This window comes from Mycetocola sp., assembly GCF_025464835.1.
Lineage (GTDB): Bacteria > Actinomycetota > Actinomycetes > Actinomycetales > Microbacteriaceae > Mycetocola_A.
The window spans coordinates 20398-31682 of sequence record NZ_JAODMP010000058.1 but is presented as its reverse complement, the minus strand read 5'-3'; the positions used below and the strand labels follow the sequence as shown (position 1 = coordinate 31682).

13 protein-coding genes and 1 tRNA gene are annotated in these 11285 nt (G+C 64.6%); 1 reads left to right on the top strand and 13 read right to left on the bottom strand.

Going from position 1 to position 11285, the window contains the following annotated elements; translation table 11 throughout:
- From JWP90_RS07190 to rplU, 12 genes are all read right to left on the bottom strand, one after another.
- A partial coding sequence (locus tag JWP90_RS07190; protein WP_297361732.1) for a hypothetical protein occupies window positions 1-679 on the bottom strand: 679 nt, incomplete at its 3' end.
- A gap of 42 nt (window positions 680-721) precedes the next feature.
- Window positions 722-952, bottom strand: a complete 231-nt coding sequence (locus JWP90_RS07185; protein ID WP_297361729.1) for a helix-turn-helix domain-containing protein — start codon at window positions 950-952, stop codon at window positions 722-724.
- 172 nt (window positions 953-1124) lie between these two features.
- A tRNA-Ala gene (locus JWP90_RS07180) sits at window positions 1125-1200 on the bottom strand.
- 93 nt (window positions 1201-1293) lie between these two features.
- The gene (rsfS, locus tag JWP90_RS07175; RefSeq protein WP_297361726.1) at window positions 1294-1671 is read right to left on the bottom strand and encodes a ribosome silencing factor; all 378 of its coding nucleotides are present in this window, start codon (window positions 1669-1671) and stop codon (window positions 1294-1296) included.
- Window positions 1672-1694: 23 nt separating this feature from the next.
- On the bottom strand, window positions 1695-2834 hold the full coding sequence (locus JWP90_RS07170; RefSeq protein WP_297361723.1) for a hypothetical protein: 1140 nt from the start codon (window positions 2832-2834) through the stop codon (window positions 1695-1697).
- The gene (gene nadD / locus JWP90_RS07165; RefSeq protein ID WP_297361720.1) at window positions 2831-3430 is read right to left on the bottom strand and encodes a nicotinate-nucleotide adenylyltransferase; all 600 of its coding nucleotides are present in this window, start codon (window positions 3428-3430) and stop codon (window positions 2831-2833) included. Before nadD ends, JWP90_RS07170 begins: the two co-directional genes overlap by 4 nt.
- Window positions 3431-3436: 6 nt before the next feature.
- A complete protein-coding gene (locus JWP90_RS07160) occupies window positions 3437-3640 on the bottom strand; it encodes a hypothetical protein (protein ID WP_297361717.1) in 204 nt (67 codons plus the stop codon).
- A gap of 52 nt (window positions 3641-3692) precedes the next feature.
- Entirely contained in the window at window positions 3693-4991 is a 1299-nt protein-coding gene (locus JWP90_RS07155) for a glutamate-5-semialdehyde dehydrogenase (protein ID WP_297361714.1), read from the bottom strand.
- A 38-nt stretch (window positions 4992-5029) separates the two neighbouring features.
- Window positions 5030-5818, bottom strand: a complete 789-nt coding sequence (gene proB, locus JWP90_RS07150) for a glutamate 5-kinase (protein ID WP_297361710.1) — start codon at window positions 5816-5818, stop codon at window positions 5030-5032.
- A 3-nt stretch (window positions 5819-5821) separates the two neighbouring features.
- Window positions 5822-7402 (bottom strand): GTPase ObgE, encoded by a 1581-nt coding sequence (obgE, locus tag JWP90_RS07145; protein WP_297361707.1) that lies wholly within the window; start codon window positions 7400-7402, stop codon window positions 5822-5824.
- Window positions 7403-7501: 99 nt separating this feature from the next.
- Window positions 7502-7762, bottom strand: a complete 261-nt coding sequence (gene rpmA, locus JWP90_RS07140; protein ID WP_121672712.1) for a 50S ribosomal protein L27 — start codon at window positions 7760-7762, stop codon at window positions 7502-7504.
- A gap of 19 nt (window positions 7763-7781) precedes the next feature.
- Window positions 7782-8090 carry a 50S ribosomal protein L21 gene (rplU, locus tag JWP90_RS07135; protein ID WP_297361700.1) on the bottom strand — a complete coding sequence of 103 codons (309 nt, stop codon included), beginning with the start codon at window positions 8088-8090 and terminating at the stop codon, window positions 7782-7784.
- Between the two features lie 221 nt (window positions 8091-8311).
- Between rplU and JWP90_RS07130 the strand changes: the two genes are divergently transcribed.
- The gene (locus JWP90_RS07130; RefSeq protein WP_297361697.1) at window positions 8312-8617 is read left to right on the top strand and encodes a DUF4031 domain-containing protein; all 306 of its coding nucleotides are present in this window, start codon (window positions 8312-8314) and stop codon (window positions 8615-8617) included.
- 7 nt (window positions 8618-8624) lie between these two features.
- Here the strand turns inward: JWP90_RS07130 and JWP90_RS07125 are convergent, their stop codons facing one another.
- Window positions 8625-11054 (bottom strand): Rne/Rng family ribonuclease, encoded by a 2430-nt coding sequence (locus tag JWP90_RS07125; RefSeq protein WP_367182684.1) that lies wholly within the window; start codon window positions 11052-11054, stop codon window positions 8625-8627.
- Window positions 11055-11285 lie beyond the last annotated feature (231 nt).

The window sequence follows — 11285 nt, the reverse complement described above, 5'->3', positions numbered from 1 at the left end:
GGGCACCGGTCGCGAGGATCAAATCGACGACGTCGCCGAGAAGGTCGGACGGCCTCGGCCCCTTTCGGTCCGTACGGCATTGGTAGTCCCGGATGATCCCACGCAGTTCGTCGAGCTCCAGTGGGGCCGGCGCGTAGATGGGCTTGGGCTGTTGCTTGACTCGCTTCACCTCACGGGCGGGGTTGGCAACCATCAATTCTTTCATAACGGCGTAAGAACAGATCTGGCTGACGAGCGCTTTGACGTTCCGGGCCGTACTTGGGGTCTCCTTATGGATCGCCTTATACACCCGGAGTACTGTGCTGGCCTTGATCTCGCGGATCGCGAGGGCACCCATGTAGGGCGCTATCTTCTTCTCGATGAGCGCGCGGTTTTCATGGCGGGTCGTGTCTCGCTGATCCCCAGTGAACTCGACATGATCCATGAACTCGCGGGCCAGGGTCAGGAACGAGGAGTCGGGAGTGAGTTCGTCAAGTCGGCCGAGCGGGGCCTGCTTCTGTTCCTCGACCGACGACAGCAGCGAACGCCGTGCCGCCGCGGTTGAGTTCGCCCGCACGCGGACCTTGCCATATCCGCCATCGATTCGCCGGTAGCGCAACGTGCCACGGACGCGACCGTCAGGCAAGTTTTGGAAGGTAATCTCGCCGTGCGAGCCCGGCTCTATCTTGCTTCGTGCCATTGGATCGTCCTCAGTCCGAGGAGCGCGGCACAGTCGACCTGGTCACCGTCTGTCCGTTCGGGACATCAGCCAGGCCTCGACGTTCGCTCGGCTGTAGCGCAGGTGCTTGCCAAGCTTGGTCGCCTTCGGGCCGGTGCCCTCGAGACGCCAGTGGTAGATCGTCTCTTTCGACAGCTGCAGATACTCCGCAAGCTCGTCGACGGTGAGATAGTCCCCGAGGCTTTCGATAAAGCGCGCGGGCGGGTACGTGGTCGGAACGGATGATGTGCTCATACTCCTTATGAGTGCGGCACAAACCCTGGTTCTTCGCTGTCCGACCTGATCCGGTGTGGATTGCTGTGGATCGCGGGGCGATTTCAAAAAGGCCCCAAAAAGGCCCCAAAGGGCCCCTAAAGGGCTTTTAGAACGAAAAAAACCCCTGAGAACTTGGCGTTCATCAGGGGTTTGGTGGATCTGAGGGGATTCGAACCCCTGACCCCCTGCATGCCATGCAGGTGCGCTACCAGCTGCGCCACAGACCCATTCGGTTGCTCTGATCGCTCGGAGCAACCTGATTAGATTACTACAAAACTCGCCGGGTCACGAATCGAGACGTCGACCGGCGAGCCATAGCTCTAATCCGTCGACGCGGCAGCCGCCACGGCGATCGGGACGACGGGGCAGTCCTTCCAGAGGCGCTCGAGCGAGTAGTACAGGCGCTCTTCCTCGTGAAAGACATGCACGACGAGGTCGCCGAAGTCGAGGAGGATCCAGCGTCCTTCCGAACGGCCTTCACGACGCAGGGTCTTGTATCCGGCTTCGATGAGTTTGTCTTCGATCTCACCGGCGACGGCAACGACATTGCGCTCGCTACGCCCGGTGGCGATGAGGAAGATGTCGACGAAGGGAAGGGGGCCGGAGACGTCGAGAGCGACCAGGTCGTCGGCGCCCTTGCTGAGTGCTGCCGCGGCAGCGATCTCGAGCTGCTCGATGGTGGATTCGCGTGCTGTCACGTGATGGTTTACCTTTCGGGTGGTTATCGCGACTGGAATGCGCCGGCCGCGATACCGACGATGATGACGGCCAGCACTGCGACGGCGAGAACGCCGGCCGTGATAGCCAGGATGAGAAGCAGCCTGTTGCTGCGTGCGGGTGTCGGCGGCGTGATGACATCCCGGGTCGCCGTGTGAGTGCTCACGGCCTTGCTCGCCGAGACAGGAGTTCCGCCCGTCGCCGGTCGAGCATCGTCTTCGGCGTCGAACATGGCGTCGATGTCTGAACGATCGAAATGGTCAGGGTGCATTCCCGAAGACCCAAGCCCAGAGGGAAGGTCGATGGATCCGGTGATGACCACGTTGCCGTTCGCGGAAAGCGGGCCAGTGAGCGGGTGCGCGTTCGGCATCGACGGCAGGATGATGGAGCTGGTGTTGACACCGTTGCCGGCCTCTTCGAGCCCGCGCGCAATGATTTGGTCGAACGGCTGCTCCACCGTCGCGGATTTGCCGTTCTCGCCTGTCAGCACGGCCTGGCCGAAGCTGCTGGACAGTTTCGGCGTTGCGTTGTCGTGAGCGGTCTGAGCTGTCGCTGCCGGGCCGAAAGCGGACTCCGTCTGTGTCGCGGCGCGACGCTCTACTCGGGATCCGGAGTCGCCGGCGTCGTCCGGGAGAATCTCGGCGTCCACCACGTCGGCCTCGGCGACTGGAGCGGAGGACGGCACGAACGACGTGAGACGGTTTGCAGCGGCCTGGGCACGCTTGGCCTTCTTCGAACCCGGCTTCACCGGCGTCGCCGTTGCGTCGCCTGCCGGGGCCTCTGCCGTTCCAGCGTCAGCGACGGTGTGCTCCCGGACGACGCTCTCGTTCTCGGCAGTCCCGGACTGCTGTGCGCCCGACCGCATGACCCTCAGCGCCGCTGTGCGCACGCGCTCGAGATCTCTGGCCTGCCTGCGGGAGAGCGGGCGACCTGCGGCCTCCGCTGCTTCCAGCTCGGCCACTTCTTCGGTGGAAAGCTCAGGTTCCGGCGGGGAGTGCACCTCGGGGATGTCTCCGCCAGTGACGGATGACGTCGATACGCGCCGGGAGCGCGGCTCGATAGGGGTACTGATGGTCTCGGTCGTTCGCTGCTGCTCTCGCAGCTGGCGACGAGAGAGCGGTTGCTCGTCGGGCAGCGGGGTCATGCATTACTCCGATATAGGTGGTGTTTGGTGATGTACTGAACGACACCGTCGGGAACCAAATACCAGACCGGGAATCCCCGGCTCACCCGGCTCCGACAGTCAGTGGAGGATATCGCCAGAGCCGGAACTTCCAACAAGCTTACGTCCTGCTGCGGCAATCCCGAAATGTTCAGGGTGTGTCCCGGTCGACTCACAGCCACGAAATGGGCCAGAGACCAGAGTTCATCGGCGTCTTTCCAGCTGAGGATCTGCTCGATAGCGTCTGCACCGGAGATGAAGAAGAGCTCCGCGGTCGGTCGAGCCTCGTGCAGGTCGCGCAACGTGTCGATCGTATAGGTCGTACCCTCCCGGTCGACGTCGACCCGGCTCACGGTGAACCGCGGATTCGATGCCGTCGCAACGACGGTCATGAGGTAGCGGTGCTCAGCAGGGGTGACCACGTTCTTGTGCCACGGTCGGCCGGTCGGCACGAAGATGACTTCATCCAGATCGAATGACTGAGCCACTTCGCTGGCTGCCACAAGGTGCCCGTTGTGGATGGGATCGAATGTTCCGCCCATCACCCCGACCCGAGGTGGACGTGGCAGGTCTGCCATTACCGGCTAGTGGCCGGTTCCCTGGCTTGACCCGGTGCGTTCCCGAGCCGCGACACGACCGCCGTGGCGGTTGGCGACATCCCGGTAGCTGAAGGTTGCGACGCCCAGAAAGAGGAAGACGATGAGCGCGATGACGCCGTACATGATAGCCGGCATCGGCAATTCTGTGTGCCCGACTGCCTCGGCGATCAGGATTGTCGCAAACGACATGTGTACTCCATTCGGTTCTCTGCGCGCGTCGGCGCGCGAACCAGTCTACCGACTAAGCGCGCACCTGGCCGGTACCCCGGACGGTCCACTTGGTGCTGGTCAGCTCGGTGACCCCCATCGGGCCCCTCGCATGCAACTTCTGGGTAGAAATGCCGACCTCGGCGCCGAAACCGAACTCGCCGCCGTCGGTGAAGCGGGTTGAGGCGTTGACCATGACCACCGCGGAGTCGACCTCGGCGAGGAAGCGCTCCGCGGCTGCGACATCCTCGGTCAGGATGGACTCGGTGTGACCAGTCGAGTGTTGACGGATGTGGGCGAGCGCCTCATCGAGATCGTCGACGACGCGCACCGAGATATCCAGGCTCATGTGCTCGGTCCCCCAGTCCTCGTCAGTAGCTGGCACGGTGTCGGGGAACAGTGCGGCGACGGCTTCATCGGCGTGGATGGTGACCCCGGATGCCGTCAGCCGGGAAAGCACGGACGGCAGCAGCCGCTCGGCGGCCGCCCGATGCACGAGCAGGGTTTCAACGGCGTTGCAGACGCTCGGCCGCTGGACTTTGGCGTTGTGGACGATTTGGGTTGCCCAGTCGAGCCTGGCGGATTCGTCGAGGTAGATGTGGACGACGCCGGCTCCGGTCTCGATCACGGGTACCCGCGACTCGGTGACGACCGCCTGAATGAGGGATGCGCTCCCCCGTGGCACGAGCACGTCGACGAGGCCTCTGGCCTGCATGAGCTGGGTGGCGCCGTCGCGACCGAAGTCGTCAACGGTCTGCACGGCATCCGCCGGCAGCCCGGCAGAGGTGAGGGCATCCCGGATCACGGAGACGAGTTCCCGGTTCGTGTTCTCGGCGGCGGAACCACCGCGAAGGACGACGGCGTTGCCGCTCTTCAGCGCGAGCGCGGCGATGTCGATCGTGACGTTGGGTCGTGCTTCGTAGATGGCACCGACGACACCGAACGGCACCCGCACCTGGTCGATCTTCACCCCGTTGGGCAGGCGTGAGCCGCGGAGGGTCTGACCGACCGGGTCGGTGAGAGCGGCGATCTCCCGCACGGCGGAGGCGAGAGCGGCCACCCGGCTCTCGTCGAGGCGCAGCCGGTCGATGAGCCCGGAGGCGAGCCCCGACCGCTCCCCGTTCGCGAGGTCGGCGGCGTTGGCGGCGAGGATGCGGGCAGTCGCGTCGACGACGCCGACGGCGAGGGACTCGAGCGCGCGGTTCTTGACGTCGCCGTTCGTAGTCGCAAGGGCACGGGAAGCCACCCGCGCCCGTTCCAACCGGTCGTGTACGCCGTCTGCCGGATTCGCCGGCGTTGCGTTCACCGGAGCGGCCTCAGTCGTTGTAGTCATACTGCGATTTTAGCCAGTCCAGCACACACGGGCGGACCTCAGCGGCGAGGGGTCGGTTCGAACCAGGTTCCGATGTCGTCACCGTTGAGGGCCTCAGCGACCCTGGCTGTCGAGGTGATGAGCACACCCGCGCCGGCCTCAGCCGCGAGCCGTGCCGCCGAGACCTTGGTCGACGCTCCCCCGGTGCCGACGCCCGCTGCACCGATGTCACCGAACGTGACACCGCTGAGCCGGTCGCCCGCTGGCACAGTGGCGATCGGTTCGGCACCGGGCTCAGATGGCGGCCTGGTGTACAGCGCATCGACGTCGCTGAGAAGCACAAGCGCGTCTGCTTCGACGAGGATCGAGACCAGCGCGGCGAGCCTGTCGTTGTCGCCGAACCGGATCTCATGGGTCGCGACGGTGTCGTTCTCGTTGACAATCGGCAAGATACGCAGGGCGAGCAGTCGTTCCATCGCACGCTGCGCGTTGCTGCGGTGTGCGTCGATCTCGAGGTCGCCGGCGGTGAGGAGCACCTGCCCGGCGACGATGTCGTAACGGTCCAGGCTGTCCTGGTAGCGGTAGATGAGCACGTTCTGGCCGACGGCCGCAGCCGCCTGCTGGGTGGCGAGGTCCGTTGGCCGTGACGTGAGCTCGAGGAACGGCATCCCGATCGCGATCGCACCAGAGGAGACGAGAATGATCTGGGTACCGCGGCCGTGGGCCTCCGCGAGAGCGTCGACAAGGTGAGCGATCTGACCGGCGTTCTTTCCGCTGATCGATGACGAGCCCACCTTGACGACGACGCGGCGTGCTGAACGGATGCCGTCACGGCCGGTTATCGCCATGTTCTACTTGCCCTCGTCAGCGCCGGATGCGGCTGTCGCCTGCTCTTTCGCCGCAGCGGCCGCAGCCTGCTCGTCGGCTTCGTACTGCTCCGTCCACATGCCTGATTCCTTCTCCCGGAGGAGTTCGGCACGGGCAGCGCTCTTCGCGTCCATCCGCTCGAAGTACTCTTCGCGGCGCTGGTTGCGAGTCGGGCGGTTGTTGGCGTCGAGTCGAGCGTCGAGTCCGCGAGGCGTGGTAATCATCTCGGCGGAGGACGTAAGGGTCGGCTCCCAGTCGAAGATGACCCCGTCGCCCTTGCCGATGATGACCGTGGAACCACCCACAGCGCCGGCCTTGAACAGGCCGTCCTCGACGCCAAGCTTCGCGAGCCGGTCGGCGAGGAAGCCCACCGCTTCGTCGTTGGTGAAGTCGGTCTGCTGTACCCAGCGTTCCGGCTTGGCGCCGAGAACCCGGTAAATGTCGCCGTAGCTTCCGCCTTCAACCACAACGGAGAACTTCGACTCGTCGACCGCCTTCGGGCGGATGACGATGCGCGGCTTCTCGGCTGCTTCGATCCGGCGTGCTTCACGCTCGGAGGCGACGAGGTCACCGAGGGCGTAGGAGAGCTGGCGGAGGCCCTCGTGGCTGACCGTGGAGATCTCGAACACGCGGTAGCCGCGAGCCTCGAGGTCGGGCTTCACCATGTCGGCGAGCTCGCGTCCCTCTGGCACGTCGATCTTGTTCAGCGCGATGAACTGTGGACGCTCAAGCAGCGGCAGCTGCCCTTCCGGGACCGGGTACGCACCGAGCTCACCGAGGATGATGTCGAGGTCGCTGACCGGGTCACGGCCGGGTTCGAGAGTGGCGCAGTCCAGCACGTGGACGAGCGCCGAGCACCGCTCGACGTGCCGCAGGAACTCGAGACCCAGCCCCTTGCCCTCGCTGGCGCCTTCGATGAGCCCAGGAACGTCGGCGACGGTGTACCGATTCTCGCCGGCCTGAACCACGCCGAGGTTGGGGTGCAGCGTCGTGAACGGGTAGTCGGCGATCTTCGGCTTCGCGGCTGACATCGCGGCGATGAGGCTCGATTTCCCGGCAGAGGGGTAGCCGACGAGGGCGACATCCGCGACGACCTTGAGTTCAAGGGTGACGTCGCCTTCCCAGCCGAAGGTTCCGAGCAGCGCGAAGCCTGGGGCTTTGCGTTTCGTGGTCGAAAGGGCAGCGTTTCCGAGACCGCCCTGGCCCGCTTGCGCGACGACGTAACGCATCCCGGGTTCGTCGAAGTCGATGAGTTCGTTGCCGTCGGCGTCCTTGACGACGGTCCCGACCGGGACGGGCAGTTCGAGTTCTTCACCGGTGGTTCCGCTGCGGTGGTCGCCCATGCCTGGGCCGCCGTTTTCGGATCTGCGGTGAGGCGAACGGTGGTAGCTCAGGAGGGTCGTCACCTGGGGGTCGGAGACGAGGACGATGTCGCCGCCGTTGCCGCCGTTGCCACCGTCAGGCCCGGCAAGGGGCTTGAACTTCTCTCGACGTACAGACACGCATCCGTTACCGCCGTTTCCAGCACGCAGGTGCAGTGTGACCTGATCAACGAATGTGGCCACGAGAGCCCTCCAAATAAACCTAATGCTTCACAAAAGAATGCTGTGTCAAATGACTCAGGGGCGAGCCGAAGCTCGCCCCTGAGAAAAACAGACGGATGCCTACTCGGCAGCCGCCGTCACGATGTTGATGACCTTGCGGCCGCCCTTGGCGCCGAACTCAACCGAACCGGCCGAGAGCGCGAACAGGGTGTCGTCGCCGCCACGTCCGACGTTGACGCCGGGGTGGAAGTGGGTGCCGCGCTGGCGGACGATGATTTCGCCGGCAGAGACGACCTGACCACCGAAGCGCTTGACGCCGAGGCGCTGTGCGTTCGAGTCGCGACCGTTGCGAGTGGAACTCGCGCCCTTTTTGTGTGCCATGTCTGTTCTCCCTCAGGCTCTACTTGATGCCGGTGATTTTGACGCGGGTGAGCTCCTGGCGGTGCCCCTGACGCTTCTTGTAACCGGTCTTGTTCTTGAACTTCTGGATGTGGATCTTGGGGCCGCGAAGGTTCTCGACGAACTCGGCCGTGACCTTGACCTTGGCAAGCGACTCCTGGTCGGTGGTGATGTTGTCACCGTCGACCAGCAGAACGGCAGCCAGTTCGACCTTGCCGTCCTTGATGTTCTTGACCCGGTCCATCGTCACGATGGTGCCGACCTCTACCTTTTCCTGCCGACCACCGGCGCGCACTACTGCGTAAACCACTTCTCGTACCTACTTCTCTGTGGAGCTGCACGCTTGCGAGCTCAATCTGTCAAAGGAAAATTCACTGTGCGGTAGACCCCAGCGGGAAGGGAGGTCAAGCTGACAGAAAACCATGGGCAAACGGGTGATAAGCCAACGTGCGCCAACAGGAAACTTTACTTCATCCCACCCAATCCCACAAATGCAACGGATGCCGTGTCGCGCGTTCCTAGAATTCTCCCATGGCCATCCTCATCGATCCACCACGTTGGCCTGCTCACGACACGCTGTGGAGCCACCTGATCAGCGACGTTTCGCTCGATGAGTTGCACAGCTTCGCCCGCGAGAACGACATTCCGCGTCGCGGGTTCGACCTTGACCACTACGACGTGCCGGCCTCGACGTACGATGACCTGGTTCTGGCTGGCGCCGTGCCCGTCGATGGACACGAACTCGTGCGGCGGCTGATCGGCAGCGGCCTGCGGATCACCGCCCGTGAGCGTGCAGAACGGCGGCTGCCCCCTGCCGGGAGCGGCCGCCGTTCCTAAGGGTTGCCTACTCGCCTGTGGAGTGTGCGGTGTCGGCGTCGTGCACCACGGGTGTGCCGGTGAGGGCGGCAGTGGTCACACGGCGGCGACGGGCTCGGCCCTTGCCCGGCTGCTTGGGTTCAGGCAACGCGTCGAGCACTGAGCCGAGGAGGTCCTCAGCCGCACGGGCGTTGACGCGCTGTGGCTGGCGAGCCGGTTCGATCGGAATGTCCAGGATGGCGAGTGCGGGGGCATCCGTCTCCGGAGTCGTCTCAGGGGCGGTGTCCAGGGCGGGCGATGCGGCCTGCTCGGCTTCGGGCTGGTGGCGCTGCTGTGACTTGCGGCGATCGTTCCGTCGCTCGTTGCGCGACTCGTTGCGTCGTTCGGGCGCCTGCGCTGCCGGGACTTCGGTTGGTGTCTCCTCCTCGCTGTGGTGGGCGATGGTGGATGCGGCGATCTTCGCCAGTGCGTTCTTGGCGTCGTCGGTAATGGCGTGGGTGGGCACCTTCGGTGCGCTGCCGGCGTTGGAACCGTTCCCGTTGCCGTTGCCGCCGTTCGAGGAGTTTCTCGAGTCGTTCCCTGACCCTTTGCCGCGACGCTTGGTCTCGGGCTGGGGGCTCTGGCGGTGCTTGACGATGGGGTCGTGGTGGATGACCACGCCGCGACCGGCACAGACCTCGCACGGCTCGCTGAAGGACTCGAGAAGGCCGAGTCCGAGCTTCTTCCTCGTCATCTGGACCAGCCCAAGCGAGGTCACCTCGGCGACCTGGTGCTTGGTGCGGTCACGGCTGAGGCACTCGATCAGCCGGCGCAGCACGAGGTCGCGGTTCGACTCGAGGACCATGTCGATGAAGTCGACGACGATGATCCCGCCGATGTCGCGGAGCCGGAGCTGGCGGACGATCTCCTCGGCCGATTCCAGGTTGTTCTTGGTGACGGTCTCTTCGAGGTTTCCCCCGGAGCCGACGAACTTTCCGGTGTTGACGTCGACGACGGTCATCGCCTCGGTGCGGTCGATGACGAGCGAACCACCCGACGGGAGCCAGACCTTGCGGTCGAGCGCCTTCTCGATCTGCTCCGTGATCCGGTACTCGTCGAAGGCGTCCTTCGCTCCCTCGTAGCGCTCGACGCGCTCGAGGAGGTCTGGGGCGACTCCGCGAAGGTAGCTCTCAATGACCTCCTGGGCGTCGTCACCTGCGATGAGCATCTTCTGGAAATCCTCGTTGAAGACGTCACGGACGATCTTGATCAGAAGGTCGGGTTCGCTGTGCAGAAGGGCCGGCGCCTGGACGCTCTCCATCTGCCTCGAGATCTCGGCCCACTGACTGATGAGCCGGTTGACGTCGAGGGTGAGCTGCTCTTCGGTGGCGCCTTCGGCTGCGGTGCGCACGATGACGCCCACGTTGTCGGGAAGGACGTCCTTGAGGATCTTCTTCAGCCGGGCACGCTCGGTGTCGGGCAGTTTGCGCGAGATGCCGCTCATCGAACCGTTCGGCACGTAGACGAGGTAGCGGCCAGGGAGCGAGACCTGGCTGGTGAGGCGTGCGCCCTTGTGACCGATCGGGTCTTTCGTGACCTGCACGAGCACCCGGTCGCCGGGTTTGAGGGCGAGTTCGATGCGACGAGGCTGGTTGCCGGTTTCGACACCGTCCCAGTCGACCTCGCCGGAGTACAGCACGGCGTTGCGACCGCGGCCGATGTCGACGAAGGCTGCTTCCATGCTTGGAAGCACGTTCTGAACTCGACCGAGGTAGACGTTCCCGATGAGGGATGCTTCCTGGTTGCGGGCCACATAGTGCTCGACGAGCACGCCGTCCTCCAGGACGCCGATCTGGATACGGCCGTTCTTCGAGCGGACGACCATCTTGCGGTCGACGGACTCGCGCCGCGCAAGGAACTCGGCTTCGGTGACGACGGGGCGGCGACGACCGGCATCCCGGCCATCGCGTCGGCGCTGCTTCTTGGCCTCGAGACGGGTGGAACCCTTGATCCGCTGAGGTTCGGTGATCAGCTCGGCTTCACGCGCCTCACGGGTTTCACGCGGCTGACGCACCTTGACCACGGTGTTCGCCGGGTCGTTGGAGTTCGAACGGCGGTCGTCGTTCGAACGGCGACGCGCACGGCGGCGGACGGTCGACGGCTCGTCGTCGTCGTCGTCCTCATCGTCGTCATCGTCGTCGTTCCGCGCACGGGGAGGGAGCGGCTTGACATCCGGCGCCTGGAAGAAAAGCGCGGTCGTTGGCGAACCGGTGAAGACCGGTGCCGACGGCGCCGCTTCCGCGGCCGGCTCGTCCGCTGGCTCGTCCGCTGAGGAACCCTCAGCGTTCGCCTCGATGGGCGTCTCACGTGCGGTTTCGGCGCTCGACTCCACCGGCCCTGACGTTTCCGTCCCGGCGGACCGCTGGCCGATCTCGTCGTTCAGCGGGTTCGGGTTGCTGTCTGAATTTTCATTCACCATTACTGGTGTACTCCTCATCCGGCGGGGCGACCGCGCCGCCCTTGCGGGAAATCTCGAGCGGGAAGCCGCTTGCGCGTTCCCCCCGCAAATCCTGTATGTGAGCGACCGGCCCTCTGGCTCTAGTCACGCACCTTCTGTGTCGGTCGTGGTGACCGATGAAATACTGTTTGATCAAACACCGGGCTTCGACCGTTTCGTTACGATCGCAATCCCGATAAGCCTTCTGTTGTA